27 protein-coding genes are annotated in these 21,441 nt (G+C 63.7%); 17 read left to right on the top strand and 10 right to left on the bottom strand.

The window, feature by feature from the left end:
- Positions 1-80: 80 nt before the first annotated feature.
- From rpsR to rpmB, 4 genes are read right to left on the bottom strand one after another with little or no spacing between them, the layout of a single operon-like run.
- A complete protein-coding gene (gene rpsR, locus AYK61_RS09895) occupies positions 81-335 on the bottom strand; it encodes a 30S ribosomal protein S18 (RefSeq protein ID WP_008719028.1) in 255 nt (84 codons plus the stop codon).
- 16 nt (positions 336-351) lie between these two features.
- Positions 352-657, bottom strand: coding sequence for a 30S ribosomal protein S14 (gene rpsN, locus AYK61_RS09890; protein ID WP_121870665.1), 306 nt, complete (start codon positions 655-657; stop codon positions 352-354).
- Positions 658-659: 2 nt separating this feature from the next.
- Positions 660-830 carry a 50S ribosomal protein L33 gene (gene rpmG, locus AYK61_RS09885; protein ID WP_170944568.1) on the bottom strand — a complete coding sequence of 57 codons (171 nt, stop codon included), beginning with the start codon at positions 828-830 and terminating at the stop codon, positions 660-662.
- A complete protein-coding gene (gene rpmB / locus AYK61_RS09880) occupies positions 827-1,063 on the bottom strand; it encodes a 50S ribosomal protein L28 (protein ID WP_008719020.1) in 237 nt (78 codons plus the stop codon). Before rpmB ends, rpmG begins: the two co-directional genes overlap by 4 nt.
- Positions 1,064-1,200: 137 nt before the next feature.
- Between rpmB and mrf the strand changes: the two genes are divergently transcribed.
- The 6 genes from mrf (at position 1,201) to AYK61_RS09850 (ending at position 7,326) form a co-directional block, all read left to right on the top strand.
- Complete coding sequence (gene mrf, locus AYK61_RS09875; RefSeq protein ID WP_121872624.1) at positions 1,201-2,433, top strand: ribosome hibernation factor-recruiting GTPase MRF; 1,233 nt, start codon at positions 1,201-1,203, stop codon at positions 2,431-2,433.
- On the top strand, positions 2,430-2,690 hold the full coding sequence (locus AYK61_RS09870; protein WP_121870664.1) for a type B 50S ribosomal protein L31: 261 nt from the start codon (positions 2,430-2,432) through the stop codon (positions 2,688-2,690). The genes mrf and AYK61_RS09870 overlap by 4 nt, the downstream gene beginning before the upstream one ends.
- Before the next feature lie 2 nt (positions 2,691-2,692).
- The gene (gene rpmF / locus AYK61_RS09865) at positions 2,693-2,860 is read left to right on the top strand and encodes a 50S ribosomal protein L32 (protein ID WP_032388658.1); all 168 of its coding nucleotides are present in this window, start codon (positions 2,693-2,695) and stop codon (positions 2,858-2,860) included.
- Between the two features lie 26 nt (positions 2,861-2,886).
- Positions 2,887-3,945: a VIT1/CCC1 family protein gene (locus AYK61_RS09860; RefSeq protein WP_121870663.1), complete on the top strand. Its 1,059-nt coding sequence runs from the start codon at positions 2,887-2,889 to the stop codon at positions 3,943-3,945.
- Between the two features lie 317 nt (positions 3,946-4,262).
- The gene (locus tag AYK61_RS09855; RefSeq protein WP_121872623.1) at positions 4,263-5,444 is read left to right on the top strand and encodes an RtcB family protein; all 1,182 of its coding nucleotides are present in this window, start codon (positions 4,263-4,265) and stop codon (positions 5,442-5,444) included.
- 163 nt (positions 5,445-5,607) lie between these two features.
- Positions 5,608-7,326 carry a metallophosphoesterase gene (locus tag AYK61_RS09850; protein ID WP_121870662.1) on the top strand — a complete coding sequence of 573 codons (1,719 nt, stop codon included), beginning with the start codon at positions 5,608-5,610 and terminating at the stop codon, positions 7,324-7,326.
- 66 nt (positions 7,327-7,392) lie between these two features.
- On the opposite strand, the gene corA is transcribed toward AYK61_RS09850, so the two are convergent.
- Positions 7,393-8,409, bottom strand: coding sequence for a magnesium/cobalt transporter CorA (gene corA, locus AYK61_RS09845; RefSeq protein WP_121872622.1), 1,017 nt, complete (start codon positions 8,407-8,409; stop codon positions 7,393-7,395).
- Between the two features lie 109 nt (positions 8,410-8,518).
- Positions 8,519-8,809 carry a PASTA domain-containing protein gene (locus tag AYK61_RS09840; protein ID WP_147458307.1) on the bottom strand — a complete coding sequence of 97 codons (291 nt, stop codon included), beginning with the start codon at positions 8,807-8,809 and terminating at the stop codon, positions 8,519-8,521.
- A 112-nt stretch (positions 8,810-8,921) separates the two neighbouring features.
- On the opposite strand from AYK61_RS09840, the gene AYK61_RS09835 reads away from it, so the two are divergent.
- From AYK61_RS09835 to AYK61_RS09790, 10 genes are all read left to right on the top strand, one after another.
- On the top strand, positions 8,922-9,536 hold the full coding sequence (locus AYK61_RS09835) for a trimeric intracellular cation channel family protein (protein WP_121870660.1): 615 nt from the start codon (positions 8,922-8,924) through the stop codon (positions 9,534-9,536).
- Between the two features lie 56 nt (positions 9,537-9,592).
- A complete protein-coding gene (locus tag AYK61_RS09830; RefSeq protein ID WP_032395747.1) occupies positions 9,593-10,279 on the top strand; it encodes a response regulator transcription factor in 687 nt (228 codons plus the stop codon).
- Complete coding sequence (locus tag AYK61_RS09825; RefSeq protein ID WP_121870659.1) at positions 10,279-11,730, top strand: HAMP domain-containing sensor histidine kinase; 1,452 nt, start codon at positions 10,279-10,281, stop codon at positions 11,728-11,730. The genes AYK61_RS09830 and AYK61_RS09825 overlap by 1 nt, the downstream gene beginning before the upstream one ends.
- A 96-nt stretch (positions 11,731-11,826) precedes the next feature.
- Complete coding sequence (locus tag AYK61_RS09820) at positions 11,827-13,326, top strand: S1C family serine protease (RefSeq protein ID WP_121870658.1); 1,500 nt, start codon at positions 11,827-11,829, stop codon at positions 13,324-13,326.
- An 89-nt stretch (positions 13,327-13,415) separates the two neighbouring features.
- Positions 13,416-13,913: a molybdenum cofactor biosynthesis protein B gene (locus AYK61_RS09815; RefSeq protein ID WP_037191958.1), complete on the top strand. Its 498-nt coding sequence runs from the start codon at positions 13,416-13,418 to the stop codon at positions 13,911-13,913.
- Positions 13,914-13,921: 8 nt separating this feature from the next.
- Positions 13,922-14,125 (top strand): hypothetical protein, encoded by a 204-nt coding sequence (locus AYK61_RS09810; RefSeq protein WP_121870657.1) that lies wholly within the window; start codon positions 13,922-13,924, stop codon positions 14,123-14,125.
- A gap of 561 nt (positions 14,126-14,686) precedes the next feature.
- On the top strand, positions 14,687-15,373 hold the full coding sequence (locus AYK61_RS09805; RefSeq protein ID WP_121870656.1) for an MspA family porin: 687 nt from the start codon (positions 14,687-14,689) through the stop codon (positions 15,371-15,373).
- A 172-nt stretch (positions 15,374-15,545) separates the two neighbouring features.
- Positions 15,546-15,974: a hypothetical protein gene (locus tag AYK61_RS09800; RefSeq protein WP_121872620.1), complete on the top strand. Its 429-nt coding sequence runs from the start codon at positions 15,546-15,548 to the stop codon at positions 15,972-15,974.
- 399 nt (positions 15,975-16,373) lie between these two features.
- Positions 16,374-17,042 (top strand): MspA family porin, encoded by a 669-nt coding sequence (locus AYK61_RS09795; RefSeq protein ID WP_094633220.1) that lies wholly within the window; start codon positions 16,374-16,376, stop codon positions 17,040-17,042.
- A 62-nt stretch (positions 17,043-17,104) separates the two neighbouring features.
- A complete protein-coding gene (locus tag AYK61_RS09790; RefSeq protein ID WP_259467998.1) occupies positions 17,105-17,833 on the top strand; it encodes an MspA family porin in 729 nt (242 codons plus the stop codon).
- Positions 17,834-17,987: 154 nt separating this feature from the next.
- Here the strand turns inward: AYK61_RS09790 and mscL are convergent, their stop codons facing one another.
- The 4 genes from mscL to AYK61_RS09770 form a co-directional block, all read right to left on the bottom strand.
- Positions 17,988-18,461, bottom strand: coding sequence for a large conductance mechanosensitive channel protein MscL (gene mscL / locus AYK61_RS09785; protein WP_121870655.1), 474 nt, complete (start codon positions 18,459-18,461; stop codon positions 17,988-17,990).
- Between the two features lie 43 nt (positions 18,462-18,504).
- Entirely contained in the window at positions 18,505-19,167 is a 663-nt protein-coding gene (locus tag AYK61_RS09780) for an SAF domain-containing protein (protein ID WP_121870654.1), read from the bottom strand.
- A gap of 89 nt (positions 19,168-19,256) precedes the next feature.
- Complete coding sequence (locus tag AYK61_RS09775) at positions 19,257-19,601, bottom strand: FmdB family zinc ribbon protein (protein ID WP_121870653.1); 345 nt, start codon at positions 19,599-19,601, stop codon at positions 19,257-19,259.
- 153 nt (positions 19,602-19,754) lie between these two features.
- Positions 19,755-20,351, bottom strand: coding sequence for a 5-formyltetrahydrofolate cyclo-ligase (locus AYK61_RS09770; protein ID WP_121870652.1), 597 nt, complete (start codon positions 20,349-20,351; stop codon positions 19,755-19,757).
- 106 nt (positions 20,352-20,457) lie between these two features.
- On the opposite strand from AYK61_RS09770, the gene AYK61_RS09765 reads away from it, so the two are divergent.
- The gene (locus AYK61_RS09765) at positions 20,458-21,411 is read left to right on the top strand and encodes a UTP--glucose-1-phosphate uridylyltransferase (protein WP_121870651.1); all 954 of its coding nucleotides are present in this window, start codon (positions 20,458-20,460) and stop codon (positions 21,409-21,411) included.
- The last annotated feature ends 30 nt before the right edge of the window (positions 21,412-21,441 follow it).

Genomic DNA, 21,441 nt, shown 5'->3' with positions numbered 1-21,441 from the left:
GACTGCTCATCTCTGGATCGGGAACGACAGAGAGGCCACGTAGCCGATGGCTACGTGGCCTCTCTGAGTGAAAGTCTGGATCAGCGGCTGGTGAACGGCAGCAATGCCATCTCACGAGCGTTCTTCACTGCGACAGCGACCTGGCGCTGCTGCTGCGGGGTGAGCCCGGTGACCCGACGGCTGCGGATCTTGCCGCGGTCCGAGATGAACTGACGAAGGAGGTTGATGTCCTTGTAGTCCACCGTGGTGACCTTGGCGGCGTTCAACGGGTTCTTCTTCGGTCGACGGCCTGCCTCTGCGCGGACCTTCTTCGACGGTGCTCTCTTGACTGCCATCTGAAACCTTTTCCCTTTACCAGCTCGACTTGTGGACGCCTGGCAGCTCCCCACGGTGAGCCATCTCGCGCATTTTCACGCGGGACAGCCCGAATTTCCGTAGATAACCGCGCGGACGTCCATCCGCAGCGTCACGATTGCGTAATCGTACCGGACTCGAATCGCGCGGCAGACGCTGCAGTGCTGCTTGGGCCTGCGCACGCTCGGAGTCGCTGCTCGAGGGCCTGCGGATGGTCTCTTTGAGCTCTGCTCGACGCGATGCCCACCGGGCGACGACGATCTTGCGTTGCTCGTTCTTCGCGATCTTCGACTTCTTCGCCATGGCTATCGCTCCTCTCGAAAGTCCACGTGCTTGCGCACGACCGGGTCGTACTTCTTCATCACCAGTCGGTCGGGATCGTTGCGACGGTTCTTCCTGGTGACGTAGGTGTAGCCGGTGCCGGCGGTCGATTTGAGTTTGACGATCGGCCGAACGTCGGTGCTCTTGCCCATCAGATCTTCTCCCCGCGTGCGCGCAGCTTCGCCACCACGGCGTCGATGCCGTCGCGGTCGATGGTCTTGATGCCCTTGGCCGAGAGGGTGAGGGTGACGCGTCGGCCGAGGCTCGGTGCGTAGTAGGTCTTGCGCTGGATGTTGGGATCCCATCTCCGGCTGGTCCGCACGTGGGAGTGCGAGACCGATTTTCCGAATCCGGGGGTGCGGCCGGTGACTTGGCAGTGCGCTGACATGAGCACTCCTTTCTTGCCGTTATGACAATCGTTTTCGACAAAGCGTGTTCACGAATGTAGCGTGCATCCACAAGTAATGACAATCGTTGTCGAGAAGAAGGGTGCTCGTGAACAACTCACCGGACGATCGAACCCCGATGGTCCTCGTCTCCGGCTGGACCGGAGCCATGGACGCAGTCGTGACATCACTGCTCGCGCCGGGGACCGTCGCGGTCCGCCACGATCTGAGCCGCGTCGCCGAAGGCGTCGTACGTCGCACGCTCTCCGTACTGGGGGAGAATCCGCGCGAGACCATTCTGGAGCTGGCACACGGCTGCGTCTCGTGCACGCTCCGGGAGGATCTGCTGCCGTTGCTGCGCGCACTGTCCGCCCGCAGCAACGTCGATCGCATCGTGCTCGCCATGGACCCCGCGCTCGAGCCCGAGGCGCTGTGCTGGGCCGTGGACAACGTCGTCGTCGCGGGTGTCGTCGGACAGATCGACGGCCCGGCCTCGCGTGACGTCCGCATCGAGGCGGTGGTCGATTGCCTGGACGCCGCAACCTGGCTGGCCGACGCCACCGGGGACGACGCCATGGCCGACCGAGGCATCGTCGCCAGTGGCGACGACGATCGAACCGTCGCGCAATTGGTGGTCGGGCAGGTCGACTACGCCGATGCACTCGTCGTCACCGCAGGCCCCGACGTCGACGCTTGGGAACGCGCCCGGCTCGCTGCCGTCCTGGCGCGGTTGGCTCCGAACGCTCCCGTCGTGTGGGTTTCCCGGGACGCAATGGTCGACGCCCCAGCACTTCTCGCGAGTGTCCCTGCCGATGCGCGACGCGGTGCGATCAGCGATGCGCACTCGCCGCTGTTGCGTGGTGAGCCGCCGTTGGCCGTCGACTGTGGAGTCACGCTCGTCGAATTCACTGCAACTCGGCCGTTCCATCCCGAGCGGTTGCACGAGGCCATCGACGTGCTGCTCGACGGCGTCGTCACCGCCCGCGGGCGGGCGTGGGTCGCCACTCAGCCCGACGAGGCGCTGTGGATCGAATCGGCAGGCGGTGGTCTTCGGGTGGCGAGCGCCGGAAAGTGGCTTGTCGCAATGACTCCGGAGCAGCAGGACCGCGTCGATGCCACCCGTCGGGCAATGGCGGCGCTGCGGTGGGACGGGAAGTTCGGAGACCGAGACACCTCACTGGTGATCCTCGTCCACGAGGCCGACCCCACCGAGATCGACCGAACCTTGCAGTGGGCGTTGGTATCCGACGAAGAATTGGCAGACCCCGCGGCCTGGTCCACCTGGCAGGACCCCTTCGGTCAGTGGCACGAAGACCCATGCGAGAGCAGCGAATCCCCCTACGCAGAACAATCACGAGAGGCTACAGAATGAAACCAGGCATCCACCCCGACTACCACCCGGTCGTGTTCCAGGATTCGAGCACCGGCAACAAGTTTCTCACCAGGTCCACCGTCACGTCCGCGCGCGAGACCGAGTGGGAGGACGGCAACACCTATCCGCTGATCGTCGTCGACGTCTCGTCCGAATCGCACCCCTTCTGGACCGGAGCCGCCCGCGTGATGGACACGCAGGGACGCGTCGAGAAATTCGAGAAGCGTTACGGTCGACGAAGCCGAAAGGACGCCTGATCATGGCTGTTCCGAAGAGGAAGATGTCGCGCTCGAACACCAGGAGCCGTCGTGCGCAGTGGAAAGCCGTTGCTCCTGATCTGGTGACCGTGCGGTTCCAAGGTCGCGAGTTCCGAGTGCCACGGAGATTGGTCAAAGCAGTACAGACCGGGGTGTACGACCCGAGCTGACCCTCTACGGGTCTATCTTCACTGTCATGAACGACGGACCCAGTGCGCGAGATGTGAAGCGGTGGCGGCAGTATCTCGCCGACGAGCGGGCCGAGGCTGCCGTCTATCGCGATCTGGCAGGACGACGCGTCGGCGAGGAGCGCGACATATTGCTCGCACTCGCCGATGCGGAGGGCCGCCACGAGCAGCATTGGCGAAACCTACTGGGCGAGCGGGTCGGCATGCCGCTCAAGGGCGACATCCGCACCCGCATCCTCGGTGTGCTGGCGCGTCGGTTCGGCTCGGTGTTCGTGCTCGCATTGGCGCAGCGCGCCGAAACGCGCTCTCCGTATGCCACCGACTCCGATGCCACCGACGCTATGACGGCCGACGAGCAGATCCATGCCGAGGTGATCAGGGCACTGGCAGCTCGCGGTCGCAATCGACTGTCCGGCACGTTCCGGGCCGCAGTGTTCGGTGCCAACGACGGCTTGGTGAGCAACCTGGCTCTGGTGCTCGGTATCAGCGGATCCGGTGTGTCCAATCAGATCGTTCTCGTCACCGGACTCGCGGGCCTGCTCGCCGGCGCGCTGTCGATGGGCGCGGGCGAGTACGTCTCGGTCCGCTCGCAACGCGAACTGCTCGAGGCGTCGTCGCCGGACAGTGCCGCGCGCGATGCCGTCCAACACCTCGACGTCGACGCCAACGAACTGGCGCTGGTCTACCGGGCGCGGGGAATGACCCACGAGGAAGCCGACGCCAAAGCCGCCGAAGTGCTGCGATTACTACCTGCCGACGAGATGGCCCCCGATGTCGATCAACACGAGTCCATCGGAACCGGCCTCGGTGCCGCCGGGGCCAGCTTCTGCTTCTTCGCCTCCGGTGCCGTCATCCCGGTGCTGCCGTATCTGTTCGGCCTCGAAGGTTATGTGGCACTTGCCGTTGCCGCAGTCCTCGTCGGAATCGCATTGATCTGTACCGGACTGGTGGTGGGACTGCTCAGCGGTGGGCCACCGGTCAAACGCGCTCTGCGCCAACTGGCCATCGGCTACGGCGCGGCTGGGGCGACATATCTGTTGGGACTCGCATTCGGTGGGGGAGTGTAGGTCCCGGCGTTGTGGGCAGGTTTGCACACTATCGGTCCCCAGCGACGGGATCCCGTCATCACAGCACACCTCTGTGCATTCAGTCCCACTACGTTTCGAATAATTCGCTCGCTTGGGCAAGGTCTCGCTCGATAGGGTCCTCGTCATGCGCGCAACCGTTCTGTCTGGTGCCGCTCTCGACACGAGAGCCGGTACGAGCCTTGTGCTGCGCGCGTATTCACCGGAGCGATGCGCCGCTCTCTGCGGCAAACAAGCTCCGCTCGTGAATCGACCCATCGAATAGCGCCCTCTTGTGCAAGGGGGCAGGAAGGAACATCATGCCCCCGAACAAGGTGGGCTTGCGTTTGCTCAATTGGGCGTCACAGCTCGAGGACAAGACTCTCGAGCAGGCCCGTGAAACAGCGTCGATGCCGTTCGTGCATCCGCACGTCGCCCTGATGCCCGACGCTCACAGCGGTATGGGAAGCGCAGTAGGAACAGTGATTCCCACGCTGGGCGCTGTCATCCCGGCCGCCGTCGGAGTCGATATCGGCTGCGGAATGATCGGCGTCCGAACGGAATTCACACTCGACGACGTCGACGGCCGTAATCTGACGAACCTGCGACTCGCCATCGAGGCAAGCATCCCTCTCTCGCCCGGCAACTACAACGTCGGCGTCGACCGGTGGGATTTCACCGCGCCCAAGTTGCTCGAACTCGAGGAGTTGGCGGCTAAGGACGGTGTCGAGCTGAACCACTCACCACAGTGGCGTGAGCAGCTCGGTTCGTTGGGCGGCGGCAACCACTTCATCGAGCTGTGCCTCGACGAAACCGATCGGGTGTGGCTGTTTCTGCACAGTGGATCGAGGGGCGTGGGCAACAAGATCGCCAAGAAGCACATCGCCATTGCCCAGCGTTTGTGCGCGCAGTGGTGGATCTCGTTGCCGAACAAGGATTTGGCGTACCTGCCAGAGAGCGCACCGGAATTCGGACGGTACATCCGAGATCTGAAGTGGGCGCAGCGGTTCGCGTACCTGAACCGTGCCGAGATGATGGATCGGTTCGGTGCGGTGTTCGCCGAGTGGATGGGAACCGACGACCATCGCGAGGTCGAGCGGATCAATTGCCATCACAATTACACGGTGAAGGAAACGCACGCGCACAAGGACGTGTGGCTCACCCGTAAAGGTGCAGTGGACGCACACGAGGGTGTCGAGGCGATCATTCCGGGCTCGATGGGAACTCGTTCGTACGTGGTGGTCGGCAAGGGTTCCAAGGCCGGCCTGTGCTCGGCTCCTCACGGTGCCGGTCGGCAGTTCTCTCGGACCGAGGCCAGGAAGCGGTTCACCCACGAGAACCTGCAGGAGCGGATGAAGGGGATCGAGTTTCGCGACAGTGCAGACTTCATCGACGAGATTCCGGACGCCTACAAGCCGATCGATGTCGTGATGGAGGACGCCCGCGACCTGGTGAGCATCGAGCACGAACTGCGGCAGATCCTCAACGTCAAGGGGACCTGAATCGACCTCCCGTCGTGCGTGGGAATTCGTAGTGGGTAACGAAGTTCCATGCACGACGGGATTGTCCGCGTTCGTCCCGTTGTGCATCGGTGTTCTCGTGTTGTTCACCCAACAACTTCGCTTGGTTAACGGATACAGAGAGCGTCACCGTCACCATTGAGGCATGACGCTCAATCCCGCAGGCGAGACCGTCGCGACCGGCATCCCGGGCACGCTCGCCGACAACATGACCATGGCCGAACAGCACGATTGGCATCGGTCGTTCCTGCGGCGACACCCCGTCAGTCGTCGAAACTTCCTGGTGGGAGCCGCCGCAACAGCCGCCGCGGTAGGCGTCGGGAATTCGGTGTTCGCGCGTACCGCCTATGCGCAGGACGCCCCGCTGGCCGTGGCCGGACGGCACATGGGCTTCGGAAACGACCCGGCGACACAGTTGCGCTTCTCGGCACAGCTCTCACGCAATCCCGGGCTCACCGGGGTCTTCCTCGATCACGGCCCCACGCCCGCACTCGGCGCTACGACGTCGGCGGAAGTGCGCAACCTGATCAGTCAGGTTCCGCAGACCGACGGCGGAATTCTGCCGGCGGAGCAGTACTACGTGCACGTACCCGTCGACAATCTGACGCCCAAGCTGCCGCACTACTACCGCTGGCGCACCGCCGACGGCTTCGTGAGCGACATCCGCAGCGCATCTCCGGCCTTGCCGTCGGGCCGCATCGCACCGTTTCGATTCACGATGATGGGCGATCAGGGCGTCGACGAAACCCCTTCGCAACCATCAGGTTTGGTCGCCGGCGATTACGACGACCAGTACTACAAAGCGGACAACGAGCCGTCGGTCAAGCACGCGCGCAACATCAATCGGCAGATCGAGGCCTCGCACCCGGACTTCCATATCCTCGCCGGTGATATCGCGTACGCGGACCCGTCCGGTGCCGGTCTGCCGCCACAGTTCGCGAAGCACGGTCAGACGCCGCCGAAGGGGTTCGACAAGTTCAACCCGTTCGTCTGGGACGGCTACTTCCAGGCGATCGAAGCCAGTGCGTCGACCGCGCCGTGGTTGTTCGCCACCGGCAACCACGACATGGAAGCGCTGTACAGCCCCAACGGATACGGCGGCCACGCGGCGCGTTTGGATCAGCCGACCAACGGACCCGAGGGATGCCCGTCGGCGTACTCGTTCGTCTACGGCAACACAGCGGTGCTCTCGCTCGACGCAAACGACGTGAGCTACGAGATCAAGGCCAACACCGGGTACAGCGGAGGAGCCCAGAACACCTGGGTGGAACAGACATTGGCGAAGTACCGCGCCGATCCGAACATCGATTTCATCGTCTGCTTCTTCCATCACTGCGCGTACTCGACCACGTCGACGCACGCGAGCGACGGCGGAGTGCGCGACGCATGGGTTTCGCTGTTCGACAGGTACGAGGTGGATGTGGTGCTCCAGGCGCACAATCACGTCTTCGAGCGCACCGATCCCATTCGCGGCAACCGTGCGACTCGGGTCGCCGGTGACAACGCCACGGTCGACGGAAAGACCGACGGCACAGTGTATTACACCGTCGGTGGTGGTGGTCGTCCCCGCTACACGTTCCAGGACGGCGAGGGCGTGAGCTACCGCGGCAACGAGTTGCCCGACACGGCAGTCCCGAACAGCTACGTGTGGGCAACGGACGGCACCAAGTCGGCCGAGTCCATCACCTGGTCTCGGGTGCGATTCCTCAACTACTCGTTCGTCAGAGTCGATGTGGTGCCGGGTATTCCGGGCATCACCGCCAGCAGGATGACCATCGGTGCCATCGACGAGTACGGCAACGAGTTCGATCGTCTTACGTTCGAGCGAGACATCCCGGTGGGTCCGGTGTTCGGCTCGTCCTAGTGCCAGCGGCAGTGGTGCGGTTGAGTGCTCCCTGGGGCACCTAACCGCACCACTGCGCGGAGCGCACTACAACCACTTCTGGCGTTTGAACACCACGAACAGTGCGGTCGAACAGATCACCATGGCGATCAGTGCCATCGGATAGCCGAGTTGCCATTTCAATTCCGGCATGTCCTCGAAGTTCATGCCGTAGATGGCGGCGATCAGGGAGGGCGCGAAAAGAATTGCGCCCCAGGACGAGATGCGTTTGACCTGTTCGTTCTGCTCGAGGCTGGCCACGGTCATGTTGCGCATCTCCTCGTTCTGCTGTTGCGCAACAATGGTCGAGTGCACGGTCAACGCATTCTGCAGGTTGGAGCGGAAGGACTCGATGCGGTCGGAGACGCGGATCGCGTGATCGTGCACGTCGCGCAGGTATCGCTGCAGTTCCACGTCGACGTTGTACTTGTCCGAACCTCGCTTGAGCGATTCGATCATCTCGACCAGCGGCTTTGCGGCACGGTCGAATTCGGACACCTCACGGAGCAACGAATAGATACGACGTGATACCGACGGGTCGCCGGTGAACAGTTGATCCTCGATCTCGTCGATGTCGTTCTGCAGTCCGGTCACCACCGGGACGTACTCGTCGACAACTTGATCGAGGATGCCGTAGAGGATCGCCTCGGGACCGAGTTCGATCAGTTCGGGCGATCCTTCGAGCCGCTTGCGCACCATCGCCAGATCGGGGGATTCGGCGTGGCGGATGGTGACGACGAAATCGGGTCCGAGAAAGATGTGCAATTCGCCGAATTCGACCTTTTCGGTCTCGTCGACGTATCGAGCCGGCCGGAGAACGACGAACAGCTGCTCGGCGTACCGTTCCAGCTTCGGGCGCTGGTGGGCTGCGATGGCGTCCTCGACAGCAAGGCGGTGTAGACCGAACTCGTCTGCCACAGCCATGATTTCGGCGACCTCCGGACGGTACAGCCCGATCCAGGCCATCCCGTGCCGCTCGCGCATGACCTCGAAGGTGATATCGAGGCTCTCGGGATTGGCAGTACGTTTCCCGTCGACGTAGACGGCATTGTCGATGATCGGCACTTGTTCGTTCACCTCGGTTCCACGAAATTCTGCTGCGCACCGAGACTATCGCCTGTGGCAACAACGCCGACAGTCCAGCCGCCGTCGGCGACTGGACTGTGCGTCCGGGCTAGTGAACAGTTCCGGTGATCACCAGAATTGCGGCGTTCTTGTCGACCTCGACACCCTTCTGGTAGTTGGTTCCGATCGCGGTTCCGTCGGTGTCCCCTCCCTTTATGTTGACGGTCGTGAATCCGAGATCCTCGAGGGTCTGTTCGGCTGCGGTCGCTGTCATGTCGTAGACGTCCGGGATCTCGATCAGGTTGTCGGAGGTCGACGCGTTGGCGACGGCTCCCCCGCCCAGCGTGAGTGCTGCGGCGGCTGCGACGGCTGCGATCGACTTCTTGAATCCTGTGCGCATGATGTGCTCCTCGTTGTGGTGATCGGTGATGTCTCGAAGCTGCTCTCCGAAGCTGTGGCGGACCTCGGATGTTGCTGTCAAATCCCTGTCAGCGCCGTGACATGCTGGTCCGATGCTTCTCGACGTGCTCGGATTGATCGGTATCGCGGCCTTCGCGGCCTCGGGTGCGTTGATCGGAGTGCATCGACGGTTGGATCTGTTCGGGGTCTGCGTCGTCGGAATCACGACGGGCATCGGCGGCGGAATCATTCGCGATCTGCTGCTCGGCATCCACCCACCGACGTCCCTGGACACGTGGCCGAACGTCACCGTCGGCTTCGTCGCCTCGCTGGTCGTGTTCGTTGCGCACCGGCAGATGGGCAAGGTTCGACGCGGAGTTCTGGTGCTCGACGCGTTCGGGATGGGACTGTTCGCATCGACCGGAGCGACGATCGCGTTGGCTGCCGGTGGTAGCGCGTTGGCGGGAGCTCTGATCGGCACCACGACGGCGGTGGCAGGCGGCGTGATTCGAGACGTGCTGGTCAACGAGGTTCCCCTGCTGCTGCATCGGGACCTGTACGCCCTGCCGGCCTTGCTCGGCGCGACGGCCGTCGTGTTGGCCGATGCTGCAGCTCTGCCGGAGAACGTCGGTCTGATCGTGGGAACACTGCTTGCGACGGGGTTGCGTCTGCTCGCACTGTGGCGCAAGTGGAATCTCCCGCTGGCAAAGAACCTGCCTACGCTTTAGATCGCTATCCGTACCCCTCTCAGACAGATCTCAGTCGACCAGGACAAACTGTACGAATGCGGATATTGGTGGTCGACGACGATCGAGCAGTGCGTGAGTCGCTGCGCAGGTCGCTGACGTTCAACGGGTACACCGTGGACCTGGCGGTCGACGGTCTCGATGCGCTCGAGCAGGTTGCGGCGGCGCGTCCCGACGCCCTGGTGCTCGACGTGATGATGCCTCGCCTCGACGGCCTCGAGGTGTGTCGTCGATTGCGCAGTGTCGGTGACGACCTGCCGATTCTGGTGTTGACGGCACGGGACTCGGTGTCCGAGCGCGTCGCCGGCCTCGACGCCGGTGCCGACGACTACCTGCCCAAGCCGTTCGCTCTCGAGGAACTGCTCGCCAGGCTGCGGGCACTGCTGCGTCGTACCGCGATGGAAGCGGGTATCGACTCGGAGACCATGACGTTCGCGGACCTGTCGTTGGACCCGGTCACCCGTGAGGTCTCGCGCGCCGAGCGCTCGATCAGCCTCACCCGGACCGAGTTCTCGTTGCTCGAGATGCTGATGACCAATCCGCGCCGAGTGCTCACCAGAAGTCGCATCCTCGAGGAAGTCTGGGGATACGACTTCCCGACATCGGGCAACGCGCTCGAGGTGTACGTCGGTTACCTGCGGCGCAAGACCGAGGCGGAGGGGGAGTCGCGGCTGATCCACACCGTTCGCGGTGTCGGGTACGTCCTGCGCGAGACGCCTCCGTGATGGTCGCTTCGTTCGGGCGCAAGTCGGCCGACGGTGTCGGCTCGTCGCCGACGGGAATGCGACCACCGACGCCGCTGACGCGGTCGGTATCGCTGCGGTGGCGGGTGACGTTGCTCGCGGCCTCCGTCGTCGCAATTGCGGTGGCGGTCATGGCCATTGCCGCGTACACGGTGGTCTCGCGAGCACTGTACGGCGATGTGGACACTCAATTACGTTCCCGCGCTTCGGCTCTGGCTGAGTCCAGTCTGGTGTCCTACGACCCGCGGTTCGTCGCGGGAGCCACGTTGTACAGCACCGATGTCAGTGTTGCGCTTATCTATCCGGACATGTCCAGCTACAACCCGCCCGGGCCCAAGGTGCCGATCGGCGATGCCGAACTCGCGGTTGTCAGCGGAGAGCAGGAGTCGTCGCTGCGCACACTCGACGATCAGCGGGTGCTCGCACTACGTACCAAGGACGGCAGCACTCTCGTCGTCGCACAGAGACTGCTGCCGACCGGGGAAGTGCTCGACCGACTGGCATGGGTGCTGTTGATCGTCGGTGCCTGCGGAGTGGTGCTGGCTGCCGGAGCAGGTATGGCCGTGGGACGCACCGGTTTACGCCCGATCGCCCGACTGACGGCAGCAGCCGAACGGGTGGCGCGCACCGACGACCTCACGCCGATCCCGGTGACCGGCGACGACGAGTTGGCGCGTCTGACCGAGAGTTTCAACACGATGCTCCGCGCACTGGCCGAATCTCGCGGCAGGCAGAGCAGATTGGTCGCCGATGCGGGCCACGAACTTCGCACCCCGTTGACCTCGCTGCGGACCAACATGGAGTTGCTCATCGCGGCGGGACGCCCAGGAGCGCCGTCCATCCCGGACGAGGACATGGCCGAGCTGCGGACCGACGTGGTGGCGCAGATTCAGGAATTGTCCACCCTGGTGGGTGATTTGGTCGACCTGGCGCGAGAGGATGCGCCGGAGACGGTGTTCGAACGTGTCGATTTGGCCGATGCCGTGGAACGCAGTCTCGAGCGAGCACGCCGCCGTCGCAACGAAATCGACTTCGATGCGACGTTGATGCCGTGGTTCGTCTACGGCGATCAAGCAGGACTGTCGCGGGCCGTGCTGAATGTGCTCGACAACGCGGCAAAATGGAGTCCGAGCGGCGGTGAGGTGCGAATCGCGATGCGGCAGATCGGCGATGGCCTGCTGGAGTTGACGGTGGACGACGCAGGCCCCGGTATTCCCGAGGAAGATCGCGAGCTGGTGTTCGAGCGCTTCTATCGCTCGACGGCGTCGCGTTCGATGCCCGGATCCGGTCTGGGACTTGCCATCGTGCGACAGGTGGTCGTCAAGCACGGCGGCACCATCGGGGTGGAGGTGTCCGAGCGGGGCGGCGCGCTGATCCGAATCGTGTTGCCCGGCGAAGGTGCTCCTGATCCGACGACACTCTCGGCAAACTGATAGCCGGATCTCAGCGCGCTCTCAGTACCGCCCTGCACAGTGAGTAGCAAGAAGGCGGGCGGACCCTCTGGGTCCCTACTGAAGGAAGCAGCAACGATGAGCGACGACCGTAACGAATCCGAACAGAGCGGACAGGGTGCCGGTGGCGAGCAGCATCCGGCGGACCGGGCTTCGCGCGGCGACGAGCAGAGTTACTCGGCCCAGCAGCCTCCGACTCGGCAGGATTCCAGTCAGCAGCACCGGACGCAGCAGTTCCCGCCGCAGCAGGGCTACCCGCAGCAGTACGCCGGTTACGGGCAAGGGGGCTACCAGCCCGGCTACGGTCCGTACGGACAGCAGGGCGATCCGCAGCACACCCAGGCTCACCACGCTCAACCTCAGCACGTTGCGCCGCAGTCGAATTCGGCACCGAGCGCGGTGAAGTCGCGCCCGGGTCGGTCGGTACTGGTGGCCGGAGCCATCGCGCTCGTTCTGGTCGGTGGCGGAATCGGCGGCGCGGTCGGTGCGATCGCCACCAACAACGCCAACGGCAACGGCGGGGGAGTGACCAACTCGTTGAACTCCACGGTCACTGCAGCTCAGCCTGCCGCCAACTTCCCCGACGGATCGGTTCAGGCGGTAGCGAACAAGGTTCTGCCGAGCGTCGTGCAGATTCAGGTGAAGGGCTCTCAGGAAGAGGGTGAGGGCTCGGGCGTCATTTTGAGCAGCGACGGCCTGATCCTCACCAACAATCACGTCGCGACGGGTGCGGGTGCCAATGGCAAGCTCACCGTCGCGTTCTCCGACGGATCGGTCGCCGACGCGACGATCGTCGGTGCCGACTCGGTCTCGGACATGGCCGTCATCAAGGCCGAGGGCAAGTCGAATCTGACGCCGATCGAACTGGGTTCGTCGTCGAACCTCGAAGTGGGCCAGCAGGTTGTCGCGATCGGCTCCCCGCTCGGCCTGGCGGGCACCGTCACCACGGGCATCGTGTCCTCGCTCAACCGGCCGGTGTCCACCTCGGGAGAGGCAGGCAACCAGAACTCGGTGATCGACGCCATCCAGACCGATGCTGCGATCAACCCGGGCAACTCCGGCGGTGCGCTCGTCAACACCGACGGACAGTTGATCGGTATCAACACCGCGATCGCCACGCTCGGCGGCAGCCAGGGATCCGGAGCCCAGAGCGGTTCCATCGGGCTCGGGTTCGCCATTCCGGTGGATCAGGCGAAACGAATCGCCGACGAGCTGACCACCACCGGTAAAGCCACCCAGGCCATGATCGGGGTGCAGGTGCCGTCGCAGGACGATGCCAACGGCGCAACCGTCGTCGAGGTCACCGAGGGGGGCCCGGCGGCAGCGGCAGGTATCCCCACGGGTGCGGTGATCACCAAGCTCGACGATCGCATCGTCTCGAGCGGTGACGCGTTGATCGCAGCGGTGCGCTCGCACGCTCCGGGAGATTCCGTCACCGTCACCTACACCGACGGCGGCAGCGAGAAGACAGCGACGGTGACGCTCGGTACCGCGGAACCTGCCGCGGCGCAGCCGCAGACGCAGCGGCAGGAACAGCAACTGCCGTTCCAGATCCCGTCGCTTCCGGGCGGTCGCTGATGTTGCGAGAAGCAGGCAGGCGCGGCACGGTTGCAACGATTTACGCACAGCGTGAGCCGGGTAGGGGCCTTACTACTACGGTGAGCGGTATGGAACTCGACGCACCACTGGCAGGGCGCGCGTTGGTCGTCATCGTGGACGACCGAACAGCGCACAGCACCGAGAAGGACTCGAAGGGCCCGCTCGTCACGGAACTGCTGACCGAGGCAGGTTTCCTCGTCGACGGCGTCGTTGCCGTGACTGCGGACGAGGTGGACGTGCGCAATGCACTCAACACCGCGGTGATCGGCGGTGTCGATCTGGTGGTCTCCATCGGTGGCACCGGCGTCTCACCCCGCGATGTGACTCCGGACGTCACCGCGGAGGTGCTCGACCGTGAGATTCCGGGTATCAGCGAGGCGCTGCGATCGTCGGGGCTGGCGGCCGGTTCGTTGGACGCAGGTCTCTCCCGTGGACTGGTCGGTGTCTCCGGTAGCACCCTGGTGGTCAATCTGGCCTCGTCGCGGGCTGCGATTCGCGATGGGATGGCGACGCTGACGCCGCTGGCGAGTCAGGTCATCGCCGAGCTGTCGGGATTGGACGCATAGCGATACCGATGAGCGACAAGCCGAACGACGATCGATCGGCCGAAGACGACGCGAGCCGGGCCCGAGCAGAACGGGCCCGGCTCGCTCGCATCTTCGGTGAGGTTCTGCCGGAGACCACCGGAGACGAGCGAGGAGCCGGCGCAGGCACTGAATCCGGCGGCTCGTTCTCGGACGAATGGTTGAAGCAACAGCGACCACCTCATTACTTCTGATGTGATCCACGACACATTTATCGGCCCGGAATGACAGGTCTGTTAGTTGCTCGTTTACCTGCCGTTAGCGGCCGGACGGGCCGTCGAGGCCGAGGACACGGGCGGATGCGGGGCATCCGGACCGTCTGTAGCACCGATCGAGCGCTCTCCTCGATGGGGTCCGGATTGCTGTCTTCCCATATCAGGGCTGTTTCACCCACGGTTTCGATGTGTAACGGTTTGGCGTCTCCGGAAGATGGTGTGACGCGGGTTACCACCAATGGTCATGTGAAAGTTGTTCACGCCGCCGAAACACATCACGAGAGAGCAACTTTCCAACGCCGATCGTAGGGATTGTCACGATCAGGCATCTCCTCTAATGTTCCCCTCAGCTTCCGACAACCGGGGTGTGGGACCAACCGGTCCCGAGCCCCGAACTCGGAACTGAACAACAGGATGAGGCCGCCACGGTCGCATCCGGCTCGGGCTCGTCTGCACTGACGCAGGCGATCCAGTTCGAGGGTGAAAGCCACAAGCTTCCCCGTGCGACACCGCGCTGGGACTGAACATGATGAGGAATAAATGACGGAGATCCAGAAGTCGCGGCGTAGCCGGGGACTCAAGTCCATGAGCGCTGCGGTTGTCGCCGGCGCGTCGGTCGTCGGTCTGGTACTCGGTACCGGAACCGCGTCCGCTGCAGTGGACAGCACCAACACGGTCGTCGATGCCAACGGCAACGTCATCACCGTGTCGCTGTCCGACACCTTCATCAACAGCGTCTCGCCGCTCGACGGCAACCCGCTCACCCGTGAGTGGTTCGCCAATGGTGTCGCAGGCTGGACCGTCACCGGTCCCGACGCCGACGACTTCGAGGGCACCGTCGCCATCGGCTACCAGGTCGGCTACCCGGCCAGCATCGGTGGATCGATCACCTTCGGTTACACCACCCCGAACATCAGCGCAGAGTTCGACGTTCCGCTGGGCTCCGAGCCCTCGGCTTCGATCTCGACGAGCGACCTGCTGCCGTCCGCTGGCTTCGAGGCCGAGATCGCTCCCGGCCCCGGCATTGTCGACGCCACCGCTGCCTCGGGCAACATCCAGGGCACCGAAGGTGACGCCGAAGGCCCCTCCGGCACCATCCAGATCGCCAACGCTCACGGCACCGCTACCGGCATCCTCGGTAACGTCCGCGTCCGTCCGTACGTCTCCGTCACCAGCTCCACCGGTGACGTTGCTGTCACGTACGGCGCACCGTGGACCTTCAACTGATCTCGATCGGTTGATCAACAGCAGCACCCTCGGCTGACCTAGCCGAAATCGATTGGGCCCGCCCGGGTATCCCGGGCGGGCCTGATTGCTGTGTACCAGTGGAACCGAACGAATCGACACCGCAGGACAGTGCTTCGGAGCTGGCTGCGAGAAGGGGTCCGGGGGACCGACAATGAAAACGAAAGCTCTCTCTGCCGCCGCCTGCGCGGCATTTCTACTTCTGGCCGGCTGTAGCAGCGATTCATCGGATACGGCGTCGGGGGAGAATGCCGATACCTGCACGGCCTTCGCGTCATCGCACAATGCCTTTGTCGCCACCGTCGAAGCCGTCCCCACCGATCAGGCCGGCGTCGAGCAGTGGACCGCGGACAAGGCCGCTTCGCTGAGTGAATTCACCACCCAGTCGGAGCAGGCGACAGGCGAGGTCAAGAATGCTCTGACGACGCTGGTGGCCGACCTACCTGGCGATTCGCTGGAACTCTCCGAGCCGGACAGCGAATCCGGCCAGAAATTCGTCGACAATTCGAATGCCGTTGCATCGGCTTGTGAAGCGGACGGCACTGCCGTCACGCTGGACGAGTTTCCGTTGTTGAAGTTCTAGTTCGGGGGAAATGCTCGACGATGCCCTGCAATCGAAAAAATTGCAGGGCATCGTTGTATCGGTCGAATGAATGATGCGGAGAAAGAGATCGCCGGATCATGCCTGCGTCGGTACTGGATTCGGTTTGTTGCATACATTGTGTATTTGAGGTGCGTTCTCTTGCTTTGCGTCAGCACAATTCGAGCGTTCGCTCCGAATACGGACGTCGAGTTGCGAGCGCAGGCGCTGTTTGGGTAGCGCAAGCAGGGAAGGTATCTGTGAGCTGCTGAAACATGCATCGATAGTGCGTCCGTTGTGGATGCTTCGTACCGATTTGTACAGTATTCTTCTGCGAGAAAAGATGTCTCCCGATCGGTCCGGCCATCGGATGGGGCATCGGCCGGTCATACGAGGGGAATCATGAACAATATTCGTCACTCCGTGCTGCGCAAGGTAAGTCGAATCGCTGCAGTGAGCGCGGCGTCGGCCGTTGCCATCGGAATGCTCTCGGTCGGCGCAGCCAACGCCGATACGTTCGTTCCATTGCCGAACGGTGAGAAGGTCGCGGGGCCGTACAAGATCTCGCACGTCGACGAATCGGCTGTCATCTCGCCCGCGATCGCGAACAACCCTCTCAACCGAAACGGCTGGGTCACCGGCACCGCTACCGCCGACGTTCCCGAGGGAGTGACCGGAACCCTGAAGACGGGCTACCTCGTCGGTTGCCAGCTCGACATGGATGATCTGAGCCTCGACATGAACGCGGGCTTCGGTATCGAAGGCGGCAACACCAACATCATCACGCTGTTCCCCATCCCGTTCCTCATCGGCGGCGAGGGTGAGACCACCAACAAGTTCGAGGGCGGCGTCGGAGTCAACGTCCCCATCAAGGACAAGGAAGTGGCGCAGGTCGAGCTCGGCAGCAAGGACGTCAAGGGCCCGTTCACCGCGATTCAGTACCAGGACGTCGGGATCTCCGTGGAGAACTGCGGTGGCTACGCGCAGGCTCGCTCGTACACCACACTCGAACTCACCGGCAACTACCGCTACAAGGGCACGCTCTACGGCCAGCCGTTCAGCCTCGGCTGAGCATCCCACCACTTCATTCACCCTCGCCTAGAGCGCGTGTCACTTTCCCAAAAGGGGTAGCTATGCAGAACACCACCACCATGCGTCGTGGATTCCAGACCGCCGCGGTCGGAGCCGTCGGCGCGATCGCCATCGGGTTCCTGTCCGCCGGAGCGGCCAACGCCGACACCTTCGTTCCACTGCAGGACAACGAGATCAGCAAGACGCTGATCGACGGAACCACCGTGACCGTCAAGGGATTCGGCCAGAGTGCACTGATTTCGCCGTCGATGGGTGCCACACCCACCCAGCGCAACGTGTGGGTCACCGGCAACTACACCGTCGAGACCTCCAACGCCAGTGGCGGATCCATCGAGCCGGGCTTCCTGGTCGGCTGCCAGGTGGACTTCAGCGCCGCGATCGGTGCCGACGGCAACGCATCGTTCGGCCAAGGAAATACGATCGGCCTCGAGCCCGGCACGCTCGACCTCACCATCGAGAGGACTCAGCCGAACACCTACGACATCGGTGCAGGCGTCGAGCTGAATCTCGCCCCCGGGCAGTTCAACGACGTCAAGCTTGTGGCCGACGAGAAGTCCGCCGAGATCGACGGCGTCACGGTCGCCACCGAGGTTTCGAACAAGTTCTCCTTCGACGGCAACGGCGGTGGCTACACCTACGCCGACGAAACCCTGAGCGTCGCTGGATGTGCCGGTTACGCCGAGGCCCGTTCGTACGTGAAGGTCACCATCGACAACGATGCCGTCACAGCAACGACCACACTGTGGGGACAGCCGTTCAGCATCGGCTGACGCCACAGCCGTAAGTCGGCTAGGGAGTCGGCCCCGGCCCCCGGCCCCCGGCCCCGGCCCCGGCCCTCGGCCCCCCGCCCCGCAACGAATGAATGCGCCATTCACGCTGTCAGACAGCGTGAATGGCGCATTCATTCGTCGAAGCAGACCGGCGTCAGTCCTTGGAGTGCTTGCCCAGGTCCGGGGCAGCGTCGATTGCTTCGCCGCTACCGCCGGTGGTGTCGGCTGCCGTCGAAAGCTTCTGTCCCGCTGTGGTTCCCCCCGCGAGGATGTCGCGAATCTGCACCAACACGTCGACGTCGCTCAGTTCCTTCTCGGGCTGGCTCACGAAGCGCTTCTTCGCCGTGTTCACCGGGAGAATCAGAACGAAGTAGACGACTGCCGCGATGATGACGAAATTGATGACCGCGGTGATGACTGCGCCGACGTTGACGAACGATTCCGGCGACGACGTGATGTTGAAGCCGAACCCGTATTCGTTGCTGCCTCCGAGGGCCGCGACAAGGGGATTGATGATGTTCGTGGTGAATGCGGTGACGATGGCGGTGAATGCCGCGCCAACGACCACGGCGACTGCGAGATCCACGACGTTGCCGCGGAGTAGAAAGTCCTTGAAGCCCTTCAGCATGAGCCCTTCTCCCAACGTTCGGTTTGTTCTGTCTCGAGAGACGTTAGTGCAGGGTGACGGTTATTGCACTGACCAACGAGGCGGCCGCGACCGTCGTCGCATCGTTCGTCGGTAGAGCCAGCAGTACGACGCGGTCTCGCTGTCGATTGCCACCGGCGTCGGCGGAGACGAGTACGACCATCGCTCCCGACGCCAGCACCCGTGCCGCGGGTACGGCATTCGGGTCGTCCTGAGACTCGACCGTCAACACGTCGACGCGGTCGCCTTCCCGCAGCAGGTCGGTCACCGCGGCGTCGGCGAGATGCACCGGTACGACGCGTGCCTCGGTCCCCAGAGCCGTCGTGGCCGTCCGAGATCCGAGCAGGCGTACGTCCGTGAGCAATTCGCCCGCTCGGACCGGTCCGGTGAGTGTCCGACCGTCCACGGCCTCGGATTCGACGAGTGAGCCCTCGGGAACGTTCGCCCGGTCCCAGTCGGCCACCACCACATCGGCCGACGTCAATACGGTGCCGGGCGTCAGGTCGCGTCCGGCCGTGATCACCCGTACTCGGTCGTCGCCGGCAGCGTCGTCGACGAAGAGCACCGCGGCGACAGCGACCAGAACTCCCGCTGCGATTCGTCTGAATTTCGTGGATCCGACCCACGCCGGACGCATGGTGATGCGATCGAGCAGCGTCGAGTCGAGTCGATTCTTGCCGGCAACCATGGCCGAAACGCTATAGCCGACGCAGGTGTCTCGGACACCGAAAAGGCCGGGCTGTGGATAACGGCCCGGCCTGTGGATGAAGCGGAAAACTACTGGCTGGCAGCAGCTTTCGTGGTGGACGAGGAAGGCGAAGAGTTCGACGACGACGAATCGGAAGATTTCTTCTCGGCGGGCTTGGACTCGGACTTCGAGTCCGACTTCGCGGCGGCCGCATCGGACTTCTTCTCGCCTGCGCCCTCGCTCGAGGTGCTCGAACCACCGCGGCTGTCGGTGCGGTAGAAGCCACTGCCCTTGAAGACGATGCCGACGGAGTTGAACAACTTGCGAAGCTTGCCCGAGCATGCGGGGCACACCGTCAGTGTGTCGTCTGTGAAGGACTGAACGATGTCGAAGCGGTTGTCGCACTCGGTGCATGCGTATGAATAAGTGGGCATCGTGTTTCCTCCGCGCTGGTCACCGAGGAAATTCGCCGCTCTGCTGGCCGAGGCCGAACCACGCCGGTGTCTTGTCTGTTCGTCGAAACTGTCGAAACTGGGGAGAGCATTAGCACTCTACAGTCAGGAGTGCCAACGAATCGAATCGTAGCGTTATTCCGTACCCAAGCGTACGAGCCCGCTGCCCGGGGTCAACGCGTGCGTCACCCGTCTGTCGTGCGGCTCGGCGGGTAGCCGATCGACCACTTCGCTCTCGCGGACCACCGCGACCAGCATGGCGTCGGGTCTGCACAGGTCGAGGGTGCGGTCGTAGAAACCCGCGCCTCGGCCCAACCTGGTTCCGCGCCGGTCGACGGCAAGCGCCGGAATCAGCACCAGAGAGCACGTCGACACGGCGTCGGGATCGAGCGTCGGTCCCGACGGTTCCAGCAGCCCGAACGGGGCCGTCACCAACGACTCGCGTCCGGCGTACCGAGCCCAGCGCAACGGCCCCGGCTCGTGCGCACTCGGAAGCAGAACGGTCGACCCGGCCGCGGCCATCGCGTCGAGCATCCGAAAAGAACCGGGCTCCCGGCCGACGGGAACGTATGCGGCCACGACCTGGTGTTCGGCTGCCAACTCGCCGAGGACGTGACAGAGTGCAGAGGACTCCATTGCGCGTTGCGCACCGTCGAGCAGTCGGCGTTCGGCGAGAACATACTTTCGCCATCGATCCTTGGGCGTGTTCTCCGTGAAATCGGGAACGGTCACAACGATTCGTCCTCCTTCCTGTGCTGTCGTTCAACGATATGCACTCGGGGGTAAAACGCAGCACACGGCAAGCAGATCACCAGAAACCATGGATAGGGTGAGCACCATGACAGAAGCCGTTACAGCGACGACCGCCGCCACGCCCGTGCATTTCCGCACGGCCATCGTTCCCGCAGCGGGCATGGGTACCCGGTTCCTGCCGGCCACGAAAACCGTTCCCAAAGAACTGCTTCCGGTGGTCGACACTCCCGGTATCGAGCTCGTCGCCGGCGAAGCCGCAGATTCCGGCGCGCATCGACTCGTGATCGTCACCTCCCCCGGCAAGGACGGCGTCGTCGCCCACTTCGTCGAGGACCTCGTACTCGAGAACAAGCTCGAGGCCAGCGGCAAGCTCGAGATGCTCGAGAAGGTGCGCGTTGCCCCCGGTCTGCTCGACGTCCAGTCGGTCATCCAGCACGAACCGCTCGGACTCGGACATGCCGTCGCCTGTGCCGAGGAAGTCCTCGACGACGACGAGGATTCCGTTGCCGTTCTGCTTCCCGACGATCTGGTGATGCCCCGCGGTGTGCTCGACGTCATGGCCCGCGTGCGCGCCAAGCGCGGTGGCTCGGTGTTGTGCGCCATCGAGGTCCCCGACGACAAGGTCTCTTCCTACGGCGTCTTCTCCGTCGAGATCGTGCCCGACGCGGTCAACCCGAACGTCCTCAAGGTCACCGGTATGGTCGAAAAGCCCAAGCAGGAGGACGCCCCGTCCAACCTGGCTGCCGCGGGCCGTTACCTGCTCGACCGCGCGATCTTCGACGCCCTGCGCCGGATAAAGCCCGGTGCCGGCGGCGAGCTGCAGCTCACCGACGCCATCGCGCTGCTCATCGAAGAAGGCCATCCCGTGCACGTGGTGGTGCATCGCGGATCGAGACACGACCTCGGAAATCCCGGGGGATACCTGCGCGCTGCGGTTGACTTTGCTCTACAACGTGACGACTACGGCCCCGCCCTGCGCGAATGGCTGAACGAACGCTTGAGCGACAGCTGGGCACCGGAACTGACCACGTACGAATAGCATCGCGGGTCGATGCCATAGAGGAAGGGC

The sequence above is a fragment of the Rhodococcus sp. SBT000017 genome, from assembly GCF_003688915.1.
Taxonomy (GTDB): domain Bacteria; phylum Actinomycetota; class Actinomycetes; order Mycobacteriales; family Mycobacteriaceae; genus Rhodococcoides.
This window is presented reverse-complemented; position numbering and strand designations above follow the sequence as displayed.